This is a genomic window from Streptomyces sp. NPDC013457 (genome assembly GCF_043089925.1).
In the GTDB taxonomy this organism is placed as follows: Bacteria; Actinomycetota; Actinomycetes; order Streptomycetales; family Streptomycetaceae; genus Streptomyces.
The window spans coordinates 1-15,284 of the sequence record NZ_JBICBL010000001.1 but is presented as its reverse complement, the minus strand read 5'-3'; the positions used below and the strand labels follow the sequence as shown (position 1 = coordinate 15,284).

Below are 15,284 nucleotides of genomic sequence, written 5' to 3'. Positions count from 1 at the left end.
CGGCCACTCTTGCGTGCCGGAGGACAGGTTGGACTGCTGGCGGGAGTTGATGTTCCAGTCCCGCTCGGCGCCGATGTCAGCCGCCTTGGGTGGCGAGCTGCAGCCCGCGAGAAGGATCGCTCCGGGCCCCGTCACGCATGCAGTCCTTTTTGGGCGAAGCGCAGCAGGAGCAGGGCGATGTCGTCGGTACGGGGCGCTCCGCCGCGAGCCTGGCCGACGAGGTCGTCCGCCAGCAGGTTCACCGGGTGGTGTTCCGGAGCCGCAGTGATGCGGGCAGCGACGGCCGCGATGCCGTCCTCCAGGTCCTCGCCGGGAACCTCGATCAGGCCGTCGGTGTACAGCGTGAGCAAGGTGCCGGGCTCGAACGGGATCTCGACGGCCGTGTACGAGGTGTCCGGGTCGATGCCGAGGAGCAGTCCGGGCGGCAGGTGCAGCGTCTGCGCTGGGCGGTGGGCGTGGCGGAGGAGCGGGGGCGGGTGGCCGGCCGTGGCGAGGTGGGCGGTGCGGGCCGCGAGGTCGATGTGGGCGTACACGCAGCTGGTGAACAGTCCCGGTTCGAGGTCAGTCAGGAGCCGGTTGGTGCGTGCGAGGACCTCTGCCGGATGTGCTCCGGCGCTGGCGTGGACTGCTGTGCGGACCTGGCCCATGAGGGCGGCGGCGTTCACATTGTGGCCTTGGACGTCGCCGACGGCGGCTGCGACGGTGGTGTCGTCGATCCGGATGAGGTCGTAGAAGTCGCCGCCGATGTCGAGCCCGTGTGCCGCTGGCAGGTAGCGGGCGGCCACTTCGAGGTGCGGGACGCCGGGCAGGGCGTGCGGGAGCAGGCCGGTCTGGAGGCTGTGGGCGAGCTGGTGGGTGGAGTCGTAGAGGCGGGCGCGGTCCAGGGCTTGGGCGATGAGTCCGGCGAGGGAGGTCAGGATCGCCCGTTCGCCGGGGACGAATGCGCGGGGACGGGCGTAGGCCAGGATGAGGGTGCCGATGGGCCGGCCGGACGCGATGAGGGGCAGGAAGGCCCATGCCGCCATGCCGTCGCCGATCACGACGGCGGGGAAGGCGTCCGCGAGCTCGTCAGCGTTGGCGAAGAACAGCGGCTCGCCCGTGCGCAGGCCATGGGTGCTGGCCGTGTGGATGCCGAGCGGGATGCCGTCGTAGCGGGCCATGAGCTCGGCCGTATAGCCGCGGAATCCGACGATGCGCAGGCGCTGCTCCTCGGCCACCAAGAGGGCCAGGGCCTGGGCGCCGAGCGCGGGGACGAGCAGGTCGGCCGCCTGGTCGACGACGTCACGGGCATGGACGGCCTCCGTGAGGGCGGCCGCTAGGTGCATGAGCTGGTAGAGGGCGGTGGCCCGGCTGGGCGAAGGCGCTTCAGGGGTGGGCACAGGCGCTGCGGGTGGTGGGACGGGCTCGTCGAAGATGACGGGGGTGATGCGGACGCTGATCCCGGTGTCGTCCGGGTGGAGGTCGAAGCGCAGGTAGCGGCCCCCGGGGGTGGCGGCGGTGAAACTACGCGGCAGCCGGCTGATCGCCGCGGCCCGGTAGTGGTCCTCGATCACAGGGGTGTCCATCCAGGGCAGCGCTTCCCAAGGCATGGCCCCCCGAAGCCGGGAGACCGGTTCTCCCAGCAGCTCGGCCGCCTCGGCGGTGATGAAGGTGATCGTGCCGTTCAGGTCGAGGGAACAGTTACCACCGGGCAGCCGGCGGATGAAGGCCATGGCAGCGGCCGCCTCCGCCGGTCCGGGCGTGGAAGGGGGAGGCGGTCGCAGCATGACCGGGTAGGCCGGCGGACGGACGGGGTTTCCTGCGTCGGCGGCCCGGCGCAGATGGTTCGCGAGCTGGGCGCAGGCCGAATCCACGGCGTCGCGTTCAAGGCCGGTCAGGTGGGGCGCGTGGGAACCGGGCCACAGGAGGACCAGACCCGCCTCGATGGACTCCGCCCCCTCGGGCGCCGGGTCGGGGACGAGCGGGGCGGCGGCGAGGGCGAAGTCGTACGGCAGGACGAGGCCGAGACGCGGGTAACGCCGGGCCGTCTCCTCCTGGCCGCCCAGCCAGACGAACCGCTTCTCGCGGACCGCGTCGGCCACCGGGGTGGAATCGTCCGCAGCGACTCGGGACCAGGGCAGCGCGAACTCACGCGCCAGACCGGTGGTCATCGCCAGATGCAGGACACGCCGGGCGGGCTCAGGCAAATAGAGCATGCCGATGGACGCCCCCGCGGCCGCGCAGACCTGCACCAGAGTCTCACCGAGCGCCCTCTGATCAACCCCCTCAAAGTCCTCGGCAGGTCCGGTCGGCCCTCCCCGGCCACGCCCTGGTTCATTACGCACATACCCATGGTCCCCCCACACCCACCCGTGTACCGCAGCAAGCCTCGCGCGCCCCCGCGCCAGGTCGCAGTCATCCCGGCCTTGGGCGAGGCCGGCGGTCGCACCAACAACTGCTCCGAATCGCCCCCTCCGCCCAGTAGCCAGCCCGAAACGCGGCGCAGCCGCCGAACCCTGCAGGGCACCAAGCCCCGCGCATGGCATCCGGGGCATGCGATCACAGCGGCGCCGTGGCTTAGCCCGGGTGTCCGACCGCAAGGGGGGCCTGGAGGTACGCATGCCCGCCGGCCGTTCGATGTGGTCCGGAGCCGTGAGTTTTGGGCTGGTCACTTCTCTGAACTATGGGATGCGGGATCGCTCGTCGGCCCCTTCAGGGCTCAGAGCTCCTTCACGTCGCTTGTACGGGCGACGATCTGGTTTGGGAGCCAGACCAAGGAAAAGGCCTGTGCGGCCGTCGGCGTAACGAAGATAACCTGCGGGAATGAAGCGGATTCAGCGGGCCGCCGGCGCGGTCGTCGGCTCAGCGGTGGGTGACGCTCTGGGCGGCCCGTTCGAGTTCGGTCCCCAAGGCGCATTCTCCGCGCGGTTTCCCGCTCCTGGTGCCGGTGGCGAGATGTGCGGAGGCGGTGGCTGGGACCCCGGCGAGGCCACCGACGACACGCAGATGGCCGTCCTGGTCGCGGAGTCGCTGCTGGAGCGGGGCGGACTGGATCTGCCGGACATTTTCGCCCGCTTCCAGCGGTGGGCAGCCTCACAGCCCAAGGACATCGGCTTGCAGACCGAAGACGTCCTGACCAACGGCATGCCCTGGGACCTCGCCGCCGCGATCCACTTCCAGGTCAACCAACGAGCAGCGGGAAACGGCTCCTTGATGCGCGCGTCGACCTCCGCAGTCCACTTCGCGGCCGCCGGCCAAGAGGCCACCATGGACGCGGCCCGCCGTATCGCTGCCCTCACCCACGGGGACCGCGCGGCCTGGGAAGGCACCGCGATCTTCCATGAGCTCATTCGAGTCACGTTCGAGGACACTGACCCCCTCGCGGCGCTCCCGGACATCTTGGATCTTGTTCACTCCGACCACCGCGACCGCTACGACACCGTCCTCGCGCCCGACTGGCACCCCGATCAGGCGACCGAGTTCAACGGTGCCGTCTGGCCCTGTTTGGGATCCGCCGTCTGGGCCCTGCGCACCACCGATAGCTTCGAAGACGCGATACGCGCGGCGATCGACCTAGGCGGTGACACGGACACCGTCGCCGCAGTGACCGGAGGCCTCGCGGGGGCGTATTACGGGCTGGATGCGATCCCCGTCCACTGGACCAAGCCGCTCCATATCCCCCTCCCAGGATTCGACGGACGTGTGCTGTACCTGCCCGACCTGCTCCACCTTGCACACCGCCTCGGAGAGGGGCTGTCGATGCGGCGGGGGTGATAGCCCCCATAAATGCCGACGGGGCTCAGGAGGAGTGCCTGCTGAGTGAGCTGCCGATGCTCCAGCAATCGGACAAGACGCTGGTAGGGCGCCCTACGTGGTTGCATGCCGAGGTTCACCAGTCCGCCGCGAGGCGCGGTGTCCATCTGGCTGATCTTGGACTCGGCGCCGTCCAGGCTGACGCGGAGCCCTTCAATCTCGCCGAGCCAGCCCTCCCTTTCCGCCTCGTCGATGCGGTCAACGAGGTTGTCCCGGATCTCCACCAGCCGACCGCGTTGAGTCGGGTCGGGGCGAAGTAGGGAACAGCGGACGCAGGCTTATCCGAACCAGTCCAGCTCGACGCTGGGCTCGTCCGCGAAGTGCGTTCGCGACGGAAAGTAGTCGTGAAGCGGCCGGGTGACAGGCCGTCCCGGGCGTGTCGCGCTCCGGGATGGGCAGTTACGCGGGCCTAATGGGAGAATGCGTAGGTTCGGACGGGGTCGAGGTGCAGTTCGTAGGGCCCGAAGCAGTCCGCCGCGAGCGTCGCGACGGTGGCGCCGCAGGGACAGGCTCGGTTGAGTCCTTCGTTACCGGTCGGCCCGCAGCAGCCGGTGCTGTTCTCCCCGTTGGGCAGCGGTTGAAGGTCGAGGGCGTCCTCCGGGTGCATCAGCACCGTGCCCGGGACGCCCGCCGAGACGACGAAGCCCTCCTCACGGCAGACCAGCGGCCCTCCGGTCTGAGCCTTCGGGTCCTCCTGATCGTCCTGCACGACGTAGGGAGGCCCCCAGGGCTCGAGATCGATCGCGTAACGGCCCCGCGGGACGGTGGAGGGGCCCGGCGTGTCTCCTTGTCCCGGTCGTGTTCGTCGTCGGAGACGTTGGGGACGGCGGCCAGCTCGGCTGCTCTGTTCTTGAGGGGACATCACACATGTCTGCTTCTTCGACCGCCCGTCGTATCGCCGCCACTGCCCTCGCGGCCGGCGCGATCGTCTCCGCCGTCGCCCTGCCGACCGCCGCCCACGACGGCGACCACCGCCAGCGGGCCCCGAAGGTGAAGATCAGCAAGGTCCAGGCCGACAGCCCCGGACGCGACGACCGGTCCAACCGGTCGCTGAACGGCGAGTGGATCGAGATCACCAACACCACCCGCCACTCGGTGAACCTGGACGGCTGGACCCTGCGAGACAACGACGGCCACCGCTACCGCTTCAACGACTACCGTCTCGCCGGCCGCGCCACCGTCCGCATTCACACCGGCGAGGGCCGCGACTCCCGCACCGACCTCTACCAGGACCGCCGCAACTACGTCTGGAACAACGACCGCGACAAGGCCACCCTCAAGGACCGTCACGGCCACACCGTCGACACCGAGTCCTGGAACCGGCACCACCGCCGCTAACCCCTCATCGTCGGCCGTCCCCGCTCGCCGCTCCCCCAGGGCGCACAGCGGGGGCGGCCGACTCCTATAAACGTGCGCCGGGCAGGCCCCCTTGCTCGGCGCACACCTCTGTCAGGACTCCGGCGCCGTCGCCTCTGTGTTTTGCGGGTGGGAGTGGCCGCGGTTGGCTTTGTTCACGAGAACGGGTTCTGGTCCAACTTCCGCGAAGTCGGGCCGATCCTCGGTCCCCGGGGTTGGCTGCCTCGGAGAACCGGCAGGTCGGCGGCTCGTCCAGAGGTGGGCACGAGCCTGGCCGACGTTTCCCTGTGCCAGAACCGGAAGACCTGGTGCGCCCCGGTTCAGCCCTCTGCCCCTTCTACCAGGTGATCACGGCGTAGCCGTGTCCTCCGTACACCCCTGCCGCCCCGGCTCCGAAGGTGCCGTCGGTGCCGCCGGTCCCGCCCGGCCTGCCGCCGTAGACGGGAAGGCCGCCTAGGGTCTGTTGCGAAAGTGGATCTTGTTCGTTGATGATCACCTGCTGTGGGGCGTGGGGATCTGACGAACGGCCAGTGGGCCCGGCTTGAGCCGTTGCTGCCGCGGGGCATCAAGCCAGGTCGGCCGCAGGTGTGGACGCGGCGGCAGCTGATAGACGGCATACGGTGGCGGACCCGGACCGGCGCCCCGTGGCGTGATGTGCCGGAACGTTATGGGCCGTGGGACCGGGTCTATGAGCTGTTCCGTCGCTGGCAGCGGGACGGCACCTGGGCCCGCATCCTCACCCAGCTCCAGGCCGAGGCCGACGCGAAGGGCCTGATCACCTGGGAGGTCAACGTCGACTCCACCGTCTGCCGGGCCCACCAGCACGCTGCCGGGGCGGTGAAAAAAGGGGGACCTGCAGAAGGAACCGCCCGGCGGGATCTTCGTCGAGCCGGCCGACCACGGCCTCGGACGCTCCCCCGGCAGACTGACCAGCAAGATCCACCTTGCGGTCGAGCAGGGGCAGAAGCCCCTGTCCGTCGTGATCACAGCCGGGCAGCGGGGCGACTCCCCGCAGTTCGAGGCAGTCCTGGAAGCCATCCGGGTTCCCAGGCTGGGTCTGGGCAGGCCACGCAAGCGCCCGGACCGAGTCCGGGCCGATAAGGCGTACGACTCCCGCAGTAACCGCTCCTACCTGCGCAGACGCGGGATCAAGGCCACCATCCCGGTTCCGGCGGACCGCGTGCGCAACCGGTTGAAGCGTGGCTCGCGTGGCGGGCGGCCGCCGGCGTTCGACAAGGACGATTACAAGCAGCGGCACGCGGTCGAGTGCGGGATCAACCGGCTCAAGCGCCACCGGGCCGTCGCCACGCGGTACGACAAACTCCCCGTCCGCTACGAAGCGACCGTGCTGATCGCAGCCATCAACGAATGGCTCTGACCTCTGTAAATGCTTCGGTGACACCAACTGTCGGGCAGTAGCGTGCTCCCATGGGGATCAGCGTTCAGGTTCGGACATTCACAGGCACGGTCGAAGCCACGTGCGTACATCCATCCATCGCTGACCTGTGCAGACAGGCGGCGAGCCAGAACCTGCCCATGCTCGGATACGTCGATCCCTGCGACGACACCGTGTTCAACCGGTCGCAGCTCAGAGTCCTCATCCCGGAACTCCGGGCCTTGGCGAACGGCTCAGCCGCCGAAGAAGCCGAGGCGGTGCACGAGATCCTTGCGCTGACCGCTCAAATCGAGCGCAAGGCCCACCGGTATCTCGTCTTCAACGGCGACTGACGACGCCACTTTCACAACAGACCCTAGGCCGGGGTTCCCGCCCCGGCCCTCGCCTCCGCCGCCGTGGCCCTTGAAGCCGACTCCGCCGTCGCCTCCCCGGCCCGGGCTGCCCCCGATTCCGAGGAAGCCGTTGCGGCCGTCGGCGCCGTCCGTGCCGTCGCGCCCGCCGTGCCGCTTCCCCCGTCCCGCGAGGCGAGGCGGTCGGTATCGATGCCGGCCGTGGGCGTGCAGATCGCGCCGGGCCCGTGATACCCGCCGGCCTTCCCCTTGCCCCCGAGGCCGCGCCGCAGATCGACGGCATCCGAGCCCCCGGCGGTAGGACCGGCGGCGCCGCGTCCACCCTCGGCCAAAACAATGGTGCGACCGGCGACGGTGATCCACGAATCCCCGCCGGCGGTGGGAACGCCGTCGCCGTCGGTCGGGGGAGTGGAGGGCTGGCCGCCCCGGCCGATGTGGACCTCGAACTCGGTGCCCGGCTTGACTCCCGTCAGTCGGCACTCGACGTAGTAGCCGCCGCCGCCACCGCCCCCACCAGCGCCACCGCCACCACCACCCGACCAGGTAGAGGCGCCCCCGTAACCGCCGATGCCCCCTACGGCCCCACCGCCGCCTGCCCCCCACAGTTCCACGGTGAAGTTGCCGTCCACGATGAAGGCATCATCCTCCGTGAACTCCAACGTCCCGCCAGGAGCGGCAGGGGCGGCCGGTGCGGCCAGTGCCGAGGTGACCGGAGCGCCGGTCAGCAGGGCCAGGGCGGCCAGGGCGGTGACACCCGCCCCCCCATGTCTTCTTCGCGTACACGATGCATCCTCCGTCGTAGCCGGGGCGGGGCTATCCCCGGGACACAACGACACTCCGCCCGCACTGATACGCCCGTTCACCCCGACAGCCGATGCAGGGCCTGGCCTGGGACGAGGCGATCTGTCCGCGGCCTACGGCGGACTGCGTGGCACCGCGGCTCAGGGCCGCAAGGGCGGCCGGCGCCCCTCCATCCCCCGGCGACTGAAGATCGGCCCGACTTCACAGAATTTGGGCCAGAACCCGTTCTTGTGAACAAAGCCACGGCGTCGCCGCCTGCTGTGTAGCCCAGGGCGTCTGCAGCGTAGGCCTCAGGCAGGGCGGCCGGTCATGATGAAGACATGGGCGATCGAGACGACTTCCTGGCCTGGTTGGGGACCGCGTTGTACGAGGCGCAGGTCGCGTTGCACAACGGCGACGCCGCTCCCCGGCGGGCGCTCTGGTCGCGCACCGAGCCGGTAAGCGTCCTGGGAGCGTGGCGCACCGCCGTGGGGCGCGAGGAGATCGAGGCCCTGTTCACCAGCCGCCGCGAAGACCTTCTCCGACTGCACGTCGTACGCATTCGAGCTGCACGCCTGCGACGTCAACGGCGACATGGCCTACACCGTCGGCCTGGAGCACACATCCGCCTCCGTGGACGGGCAGCCCCGTACCTACACGCTTCGCGCCACCCAGGTTTACCGCAGGGAGGCCGGGGCCTGGCGGTTCGCGCACCGGCATGCCGACACGGTCACCACCTGACGACCTGCTTGCCGACGAGTCACTCTCTCCGGTTCTGGCACCACTTCTGTCGAGCCGGCGCGAAACGGCAGGCCCGTTCCCTATTACGCCCTGCTCGGCTGCGGTGCCGAGGGATTTGAACCCGCGAGACAGATGAAAGCGTCAGCGCACGGTCCAGGTGTATCGGTCTCCCCCGACCTAACGGACCTCGGCCGGGTCGTCGAGATCATGGATGGCGATCGCCACATCCCTGGCCATAAGCACCACGTCCGCCAGCGACGTCGCCCTCCCGACGAGCTCCCCGTCGATTTCAATGGGGCGGAAGGGCGGGGTGCCAGGCAGGACGCCCAGCACGGTGATGCGGGCCGGGCGGGTGACGTCTGCGGTCATGAGATGACTCTGGCACGCAGGACGGTGGCAGGCGCGGTGACTGTTCGCCTCCACCAGGCGGCTGCGTTCACTCGAAGATGCCGAGCTTGGTGTCCGGGCGGCAGACCTCGCAGGCGCGTATCCCGCCGTCGGCCAGCGCGTGGCGGGCCTGGTCCGGGCCGAGGGGTCGTTTCCGAGGGCCGGCGAGCGCGCAGTCGCCGATGTGCACGCTGTCGGCGATGGGGCGTCCGCCTACGCGCAGCTAGGACATGACCCAGCCTGGCCCTTCCGCCAGGTGACGGAGCGGCCGGAGCTAGGCCTCGCGGATCTCGACCTCGGCGATCCGGCGGCGGACGCGGTCCAGGGACAGCGCCAGCCAGTGCTCCAGGGTCCGGAGCCGGGGGAGGTCAGGCGGGAGCTCGGACATCGCGGCATCACGCCGATGCGGCGAGGTGCCGCTTGGGCTTCTGCAGCTCCGCCACCTCTTGCTGGTGCGTCTGGCACAGGGGCGAGCCTCCGAGGCCGTACCGGTGGCAGGGAGCAGCGCATTTCGCGCATCTGCCGAGGAGGTGGGGCGGGCACATGTTCGCGGGGAGGTTCCGCGAGGCGGGGGCGGTCATGGTGCTCTTCTTCGGGTCAGGTCGGCGGCGGGCGGGGTCAGGGTGGCACCAGTGTTCCCAGCGAGCCGGTGCGGCGTAGCGTGCACATTAATTCGAACATATGCTCTATTAGAAGTGTGAGGCACGCTCCGTTCCCCGACGACCTCGTGGCCGCCCAGCGATCCTGGGTCCACACCTACGAGGCACTCGCCCAGCCCGACGTCCGGCGCACCACCGCGCTGCGCCGCCGCCTCGTACGGCTCTCGGCCGACGTGTACTTCCACCCCTACTGGGCGCACCCCCGCCCGGCCGCCGGGCGCGCGGACCTCCTCGACCTGGTCCGCCGGGCCGAGCGAGAGAGAGCGGGTGCCGCATGAGCGACGCACAGACGTCTGTGATCTGGCATGTCCGGTGCCGTCCGGACACCTCCGCAGAGGACCACCGCCGCGTCCTGGAGCTGCTGACCGGCTTCACCCCGCAGGTGCAGCCGCTCCCGCCGCTGGCAGCGCTCGCGCAGGTCAAGGGCTCGCTCCGGTTCTTCGGCGTCAACGCCGGCGAGCTCGCGACGCGTTTCCGCGTGCAGGCCCTCGTCCAGACCGGCATCGACACCCATATCGGTGTCGCCGACACCTGGGCGACCGCCGCCACCGCTTCCGTCCACTTTGGCCCTGCCGGCGTCCGGTATTTCCCCGACCACCGCGCGGTACAAGACTTCCTCGGCCCGCTGCCGATCCGCGCCCTACACGGCATCGGCCCCCTATTGACTGAACTAAGACCGAAATATGGCCAGGTCACAGGGCTGCGCTGCTAGCTTCCCGGGTCATGCTCGACCGTGATGAGCCTCTACGAGACTTGAAGAGCTTCGTTCTCCCCGACTGGGGACGGCTGACAGAGACCGGCAATCGATACGAGCCGTTTCAATTGCTGGACATACGCGGGAACCCCGTGGTGCCAGTGACGGTCTGGTTCTCGGAACTGCAGGCGTCAGGGAAGCCAGAAGCGACCTTGCGGTCGTATGGCATGGACTTACTGCGCTGGTTCCGGTTCCTTTGGGCCTGGAACGTCGAGTGGCAGCGCGCCACGCGGGTCGAGGGACGAGACTTCGCTCGTTGGATGCAGGTGGCGCCCAAACCCGTGCGTGTGCACTGGAGGCAGCGAGGAACCGGGGTCGATGCCCTGCTTCCTGAGCAGCGCAATGCCGATGCGGTTGTCAACGCTGTCACGGGGAAAGCTGGGCCTGGCACGAGGTACGCAGCCTCGACCCGAGCCCACGCAGAGACCGTGCTTCGCGCGTTCTACGCCTTTCAGATGGAGGAGGGGACGGGGCCATTGCTCAACCCCTTCCCTCTGGATCGGTCGCGCCGTGGTGGAAGGGCCCACGCCCATCACAATCCGATGGACTCGTGGAGGCCCGAGAGGACGGGTCGATACCGGCCGCGTGTCCCTAAGCGAGTGCCGAGGCGGATCCCCGATGCGATGTTCGACGCCCTGTTTGCAGCTCTGAAGCACCACCGCGACCGCGCGCTACTGGCAGCGTGGGTGTCCACCGGGGCTCGGGCTGCGGAGCTGCTTTCGGGCACGGAGTCGGACGCGGATCCAGGCGAGCAGTTGATCACTGTCGTGCGCAAGGGAACGCGTGAATCCCAGGCGCTCCCAGCGTCACCGGACACTTTCGTGTGGCTGCGGCTGTACCAGGAGGAGTCGTTTCAGGCTGGTGTCCCGCGGGGGAGGGACAAGCCGTTGTGGATGACATTGCGCCGGCCGTGGCGGCCGCTGAACTATCACGCTGCCAGGGCAATGCTGATGCGGGCGCAGTCCCTGTTGGGGTCGAACTGGACTTTGCACGACCTTCGGCACACGGCGTCCTACCGGATGGCACAGGATCCGCATCTGCCGCTCACTCATGTGCAGTGGGTGCTCGGTCACGCGCATCTGTCGACAACTCAGATCTACCTGGCGGCAGGGCTCGATGAAGTGATCGAGGGTCTGAAAGCGTTTCATGCTCGTCGCGCCACGGGGTGGGCGACGCCTGCGGTTCCGGCGCCGGGCTATAAGCCGGAGAGTCTCGACGTCCTGTTCGGGAGGGGCTGGTGACGGCTGTCGCGTTGGTAACGGGAGCAGAGCAGGACGCCTTGGTGGGAAGCGTCTACCGAGATCTTCTGGTGCGGTTCCCACCTCGACCGGTGCCTGCTTCATGGGATCGCACGGCTATGGGTCGGCAGGACGTACTCGCGCTGCTGAAGGACTTCTCCTGGAGCGGATCGGACAAGGCCCATGACTCACGTTTGCGTGGGGTGCGCCGGCTTCTGGAATGGTTGTCCGCCTTTCCGGGAACGACGTGGCAGGAGAGGTGGATGGCGTCCGGCTCGGACGTGATGGGCACGCGCTGGGCGGATCTCGTCGCTGCGCAACTCCAGGCTGCCGAGCTCTCTGGGCTCTATCTGCGCAGACCGAAGAAGGCTGCGTCTTTGCGGACGGTCCATAACGAGCTGCGATCCGGAGTTCTGCACATGGCTGGCGCTGACGTGATCCGCCCCGCGCTGGGATGGCTCCTGGCCCGCCAGTCGCCTGCTATTCACCACTGGCTCCTCGTCCGTGATCCCGCTGGCCACGACGCTCTGCGGACGGTGGCCGGAGAGTCATGGGAGTCTGCTGTGTGTCGGACAGCCCAGGGACAGATCGCCTCTCTCCTCCTTGCCAAGGGCGGCAGCGTCGACGAGATCACAGTGGGCGACTGCCTGGAATTGCGAAGGACCAAGGAGGAACGGGCCCAAAGCCGTCTCCCCGCGATGTCGCTCTTCTACGCACTTCTGAAGGACCTTGGGAACTTCCCCCCGGAAGCGCCGGCCACGCTGCGCTCGGTAACTGTCTACACCGGACAGGCCAGTGTGGAAATGTTCGTCGACCGGTACCAGCTGAAGTGCCGCCGCGTACCCGATCTCCTGGTCGAATACCTCAGCGAACGCGCCCCCGCGCTGGACTTCAACACTCTGGAAGAGTTGTCCCGGACCCTCGCTCGGCGGTTCTGGGCGGTTCTGGGCGGATCTGGAAGCGCATCATCCGGGGATCGATTCGCTCCATCTCGAACCGGATGTGGCCGCCGCGTGGAAGACGCGGTTGCGGACGAAGACCGTCGTACGGCGTCAGGCCGACGGAACGCTCGCCCAGGTCACTCTGCCTCGCCTGAAGCCGACCCCGATTCTGGCGACGGTCAAGGCGTTCTACCAGGACCTCGCCCAGTGGGCAGCGCATGAGCCGGCACGGTGGGGTCCATGGGTCGCGCCAAGCCCTGTGAAGTCCTCCGAGCTGGACTTCGCCAAGCACCATAAGCGCGTAAAGGCGCGTGTGGACCACCGGACTCGCGAGCGGCTGCCCGCGCTGCCGCAGCTCCTCGCGTGCGCCCGCCAGCGCCTGGCGGAGGCACAGGAGCGTCTGGCCGCCTTGACGGCCGCCGGTCTCGGTACGGAGTCACCGTTCTCGGCGAAACGTTCACCAAACCCAAGCCCAAGAACAGGCGCCCGAGAGAGGCACCCACGCTGGCCTTCGACTCTGCGGGCCGACGCCGATACCTAAAGGACGCCGAGAACCGAGCGTTCTGGGGCTGGGCCGCCATCGAATTCTTCCAGCACACCGGAGCCCGCATCGAGGAGATGCTGGAGATCAGCCACCACAGCATCGTGCAGTACAAGTTGCCCACGACCGGCGAGGTAGTTCCATTGCTGCAGATCGCCCCGTCCAAGACAGACGAAGAACGCATACTGCTCGTCAGCCCGGAGCTGGCCGATGTGCTGTCCATCATGGTCGCCCGCGTGCGTGATGCCTCAGGCGTCGTCCCGTCCATCGCCGCCTACGACGCCGCGGAACGCGTGTGGAACCCTCCGATGCCGCTGCTGTTTCAGTGGCGGCGGGCAGGACAGAATCGGCCGGTCTCTGCTGGGACCATCCGCAAGTCCCTCACAGAGATCCTCGAGGCGTCCGGCCTGACCACAGCCGGAGGCGACCCTCTGCACTTCCAACCGCACGACTTCCGCCGGATCTTCGTCACCGACGCCATCCTCAACGGTCTGCCACCCCACATCGCCCAGGTCATCTGCGGCCACAAAAGCCTGGAGACCACCATGGGCTACAAGGCGCTTTACCCCACCGAAGCCATCGAGGCGCACCGCGGGTTCATCGCCCGCCGCCGCGCTCTCCGGCCGGGCACGGAGTACCGCACGCCCACCAACGACGAGTGGGATGCCTTCCTCGCCCACTTCGAGAAGCGCAAGCTGTCACTTGGGACATGCGCACGAGCCTTTGGAACCCCGTGTGTCCATGAGCACGCCTGTGTGCGCTGCTCACTGCTGCGGCCCGATCCCGCACAGCGACCACGACTTATCGAGATCCGCCAGAACCTCCTCGACCGCATTGCCGAAGCTGAGCGAGAAGGGTGGCTCGGCGAGATCGAAGGCCTTCGCGTCAGCCTCGCCGGAGCCAACGACAAGCTCACTCAACTGGACGACTTTCCTGCCCGCCCCAGCCGCAACGTCGACCTCGGTATGCCCACTGTTGCCTTCCGACCGCGAGAGGGCAGACAGCGCTGAACACGCCATTGCTCTGCCCTACGGGCACCTGCCGCCTCGCTGCTTTGAACGGCATCGGTGAGCCCGGTGGCGGAGGCAGTCGGAAACGAATGTACGTGCCGCCTAGCCTAGGAGATGATCTCCGGCGTGACGAACGATATAGGGGCAGTCGTGGGCTCGGGCGACGATGACGCCGGTGGCTGGAGCGCCCGGCTGGGGTGGGCGTTTGATCTCATAGCGGATGATCCCGCTGCCCGAGCGGCCGCGCTTGCCCACCTGGCTAAGTCCAGGAGGAACGCCTGGGACGCTCTAGAGCGGTCCAACGAGTTGTGGCAGCTCACGTTGCCGATGGGGACGGAGGAGCAGTACAGGGAGTCCGCCTTCAAGCGGGCACGCGAGGAGTACTACGACGTCCGCAGACACTGCCTTCCCGACGCATTGTGGGAGGGCACCAGCGGGGTGGGGATCACGTCCTGGCCGGGTCTGCCGTACGCGCTTCTATTTCTGGAGTGGGAAGCGCTGTATCCGCAGGAATGGACAGAGCACGCCAAGGCTTGGGGAACTAAGCAGACCCTCATTCGCCGCCTGGCGGTCCCCGGCCACAACGAGACGGTCAGGGAGAGACTGACCAGCCTCGTCGAAGTCGTCGTCCGACGGGCCTACCGATGCAAAGATCGCGAGTACGTTCGCGTTGCCCGTGCAGTCGACAGCGAGGACCTGCGCAGAAGGCTGGGTGAGGCGGTCCATTCGGACAACCCCTGGGCTCGGCTGCACGCTGGCTACCTTCTCTGGCTTCTCGATCGTCCTCAGGTACCGAACACCCGCCACGTCTGGCGGACGTGGCTGGCATCAGCATCGGGAGAGCAGGCGGCCCCGACCACGCCTCGCCGGTAGTTCAGAGAACCCGCCCAGGCCGCCCAGCTCCAGAACTACGGTCTGCACACGATCGCGGCGCTCGCCGCGATGGACGAGACCGTCGTGTGCCGCATCCTCGGCGGCAAGGCCGGAAGGACGCTGCGCAACCGGGCACGCGGTATAGACCCCAGGGCCGTGGCCGTCCAGCGGATGCCTGAGTCGACGAGCGCGTCGTTCGGATTCGAGCGGGACATGCTGGACCCGGTCATCGTCCGCGCCGCCCTGCTGGATCTCGCGGTCACGCTCGGGGACCGGATCCGCGGCCGCGACCAGATCGCCCGCGGTCTCACCCTCGAGGTCCGCCTCGCCGGCGGCGGCACCACCCAACGCACCCGCCGCCTACCCCAGCCCTCCGCCCACACCGACGCCCTCCGCACCGCAGCAATGCGACTCCTGGACGCGATGGCGTTCCAGCGCGCGAGGATCCGCCGCATCACGCTCATTG

The 15,284-nt window shown here is 68.6% G+C and carries 17 protein-coding genes and 1 pseudogene; 12 read left to right on the top strand and 6 right to left on the bottom strand.

The window, feature by feature from the left end; translation table 11 throughout:
- Positions 1-131 precede the first annotated feature (131 nt).
- On the bottom strand, positions 132-2,195 hold the full coding sequence (locus ACF1G2_RS00090; RefSeq protein WP_391796012.1) for a PP2C family protein-serine/threonine phosphatase: 2,064 nt from the start codon (positions 2,193-2,195) through the stop codon (positions 132-134).
- A 607-nt stretch (positions 2,196-2,802) separates the two neighbouring features.
- Here ACF1G2_RS00090 and ACF1G2_RS00085 point away from each other — a divergent pair.
- On the top strand, positions 2,803-3,753 hold the full coding sequence (locus ACF1G2_RS00085; protein ID WP_391796011.1) for an ADP-ribosylglycohydrolase family protein: 951 nt from the start codon (positions 2,803-2,805) through the stop codon (positions 3,751-3,753).
- Between the two features lie 448 nt (positions 3,754-4,201).
- Here the strand turns inward: ACF1G2_RS00085 and ACF1G2_RS00080 are convergent, their stop codons facing one another.
- Positions 4,202-4,501 carry a hypothetical protein gene (locus ACF1G2_RS00080; RefSeq protein WP_391796010.1) on the bottom strand — a complete coding sequence of 100 codons (300 nt, stop codon included), beginning with the start codon at positions 4,499-4,501 and terminating at the stop codon, positions 4,202-4,204.
- Between the two features lie 158 nt (positions 4,502-4,659).
- Here ACF1G2_RS00080 and ACF1G2_RS00075 point away from each other — a divergent pair, with 158 nt between their 5' ends.
- From ACF1G2_RS00075 to ACF1G2_RS00065, 3 genes are all read left to right on the top strand, one after another.
- Positions 4,660-5,130, top strand: a complete 471-nt coding sequence (locus tag ACF1G2_RS00075) for a lamin tail domain-containing protein (protein ID WP_391796009.1) — start codon at positions 4,660-4,662, stop codon at positions 5,128-5,130.
- Between the two features lie 519 nt (positions 5,131-5,649).
- Positions 5,650-6,526 (top strand): IS5 family transposase gene (locus tag ACF1G2_RS00070; protein WP_391796008.1). Its coding sequence is split into 2 segments (ribosomal slippage): positions 5,650-6,039 and positions 6,041-6,526, totalling 876 coding nucleotides; the frame shifts between segments, so codons are not numbered across the junction.
- Between the two features lie 50 nt (positions 6,527-6,576).
- A complete protein-coding gene (locus tag ACF1G2_RS00065; protein WP_391796007.1) occupies positions 6,577-6,876 on the top strand; it encodes a hypothetical protein in 300 nt (99 codons plus the stop codon).
- Positions 6,877-6,899: 23 nt separating this feature from the next.
- On the opposite strand, the gene ACF1G2_RS00060 is transcribed toward ACF1G2_RS00065, so the two are convergent.
- A complete protein-coding gene (locus ACF1G2_RS00060; protein ID WP_391796006.1) occupies positions 6,900-7,523 on the bottom strand; it encodes a glycine-rich domain-containing protein in 624 nt (207 codons plus the stop codon).
- Positions 7,524-7,985: 462 nt separating this feature from the next.
- The gene (locus tag ACF1G2_RS00055) at positions 7,986-8,270 is read right to left on the bottom strand and encodes a hypothetical protein (protein ID WP_391796005.1); all 285 of its coding nucleotides are present in this window, start codon (positions 8,268-8,270) and stop codon (positions 7,986-7,988) included.
- On the opposite strand from ACF1G2_RS00055, the gene ACF1G2_RS00050 reads away from it, so the two are divergent.
- On the top strand, positions 8,242-8,415 hold the full coding sequence (locus ACF1G2_RS00050; protein ID WP_391796998.1) for a nuclear transport factor 2 family protein: 174 nt from the start codon (positions 8,242-8,244) through the stop codon (positions 8,413-8,415). The genes ACF1G2_RS00055 and ACF1G2_RS00050 overlap by 29 nt on opposite strands.
- Positions 8,416-8,592: 177 nt before the next feature.
- On the opposite strand, the gene ACF1G2_RS00045 is transcribed toward ACF1G2_RS00050, so the two are convergent.
- Both ACF1G2_RS00045 and ACF1G2_RS00040 read right to left on the bottom strand, forming a co-directional pair.
- On the bottom strand, positions 8,593-8,784 hold the full coding sequence (locus tag ACF1G2_RS00045) for a hypothetical protein (protein ID WP_391796004.1): 192 nt from the start codon (positions 8,782-8,784) through the stop codon (positions 8,593-8,595).
- Positions 8,785-8,851: 67 nt separating this feature from the next.
- Complete coding sequence (locus ACF1G2_RS00040; RefSeq protein ID WP_391796997.1) at positions 8,852-9,025, bottom strand: DUF6233 domain-containing protein; 174 nt, start codon at positions 9,023-9,025, stop codon at positions 8,852-8,854.
- Positions 9,026-9,499: 474 nt separating this feature from the next.
- Here ACF1G2_RS00040 and ACF1G2_RS00035 point away from each other — a divergent pair, with 474 nt between their 5' ends.
- The 7 genes and pseudogenes from ACF1G2_RS00035 to ACF1G2_RS00005 form a co-directional block, all read left to right on the top strand.
- Positions 9,500-9,739, top strand: coding sequence for a hypothetical protein (locus ACF1G2_RS00035; protein WP_391796003.1), 240 nt, complete (start codon positions 9,500-9,502; stop codon positions 9,737-9,739).
- A complete protein-coding gene (locus tag ACF1G2_RS00030; protein ID WP_391796002.1) occupies positions 9,736-10,173 on the top strand; it encodes a hypothetical protein in 438 nt (145 codons plus the stop codon). Before ACF1G2_RS00035 ends, ACF1G2_RS00030 begins: the two co-directional genes overlap by 4 nt.
- A gap of 665 nt (positions 10,174-10,838) precedes the next feature.
- The gene (locus ACF1G2_RS00025; RefSeq protein WP_391796001.1) at positions 10,839-11,456 is read left to right on the top strand and encodes a tyrosine-type recombinase/integrase; all 618 of its coding nucleotides are present in this window, start codon (positions 10,839-10,841) and stop codon (positions 11,454-11,456) included.
- A 116-nt stretch (positions 11,457-11,572) separates the two neighbouring features.
- Positions 11,573-12,616 (top strand): hypothetical protein, encoded by a 1,044-nt coding sequence (locus ACF1G2_RS00020; protein ID WP_391796000.1) that lies wholly within the window; start codon positions 11,573-11,575, stop codon positions 12,614-12,616.
- Positions 12,617-12,898: 282 nt separating this feature from the next.
- A complete protein-coding gene (locus ACF1G2_RS00015; RefSeq protein WP_391796996.1) occupies positions 12,899-13,945 on the top strand; it encodes a tyrosine-type recombinase/integrase in 1,047 nt (348 codons plus the stop codon).
- Positions 13,946-14,071: 126 nt separating this feature from the next.
- Positions 14,072-14,818 (top strand): hypothetical protein, encoded by a 747-nt coding sequence (locus ACF1G2_RS00010; RefSeq protein WP_391795999.1) that lies wholly within the window; start codon positions 14,072-14,074, stop codon positions 14,816-14,818.
- Positions 14,819-14,887: 69 nt separating this feature from the next.
- Positions 14,888-15,284: pseudogene (locus tag ACF1G2_RS00005) on the top strand (hypothetical protein); the annotation flags it as partial.

Coding starts and splice junctions, on each gene's coding strand:
- ACF1G2_RS00065 (WP_391796007.1), top strand. CDS start 6,577: ATGGGGATCAGCGTTCAGGTTCGGACATTCACAGGCACGGTCGAAGCC.
- ACF1G2_RS00085 (WP_391796011.1), top strand. CDS start 2,803: ATGAAGCGGATTCAGCGGGCCGCCGGCGCGGTCGTCGGCTCAGCGGTG.
- ACF1G2_RS00025 (WP_391796001.1), top strand. CDS start 10,839: ATGTTCGACGCCCTGTTTGCAGCTCTGAAGCACCACCGCGACCGCGCG.
- ACF1G2_RS00045 (WP_391796004.1), bottom strand. CDS start 8,784: ATGACCGCAGACGTCACCCGCCCGGCCCGCATCACCGTGCTGGGCGTC.
- ACF1G2_RS00090 (WP_391796012.1), bottom strand. CDS start 2,195: ATGCTCTATTTGCCTGAGCCCGCCCGGCGTGTCCTGCATCTGGCGATG.
- ACF1G2_RS00055 (WP_391796005.1), bottom strand. CDS start 8,270: ATGTCGCCGTTGACGTCGCAGGCGTGCAGCTCGAATGCGTACGACGTG.
- ACF1G2_RS00030 (WP_391796002.1), top strand. CDS start 9,736: ATGAGCGACGCACAGACGTCTGTGATCTGGCATGTCCGGTGCCGTCCG.
- ACF1G2_RS00075 (WP_391796009.1), top strand. CDS start 4,660: ATGTCTGCTTCTTCGACCGCCCGTCGTATCGCCGCCACTGCCCTCGCG.
- ACF1G2_RS00020 (WP_391796000.1), top strand. CDS start 11,573: ATGGGTCGGCAGGACGTACTCGCGCTGCTGAAGGACTTCTCCTGGAGC.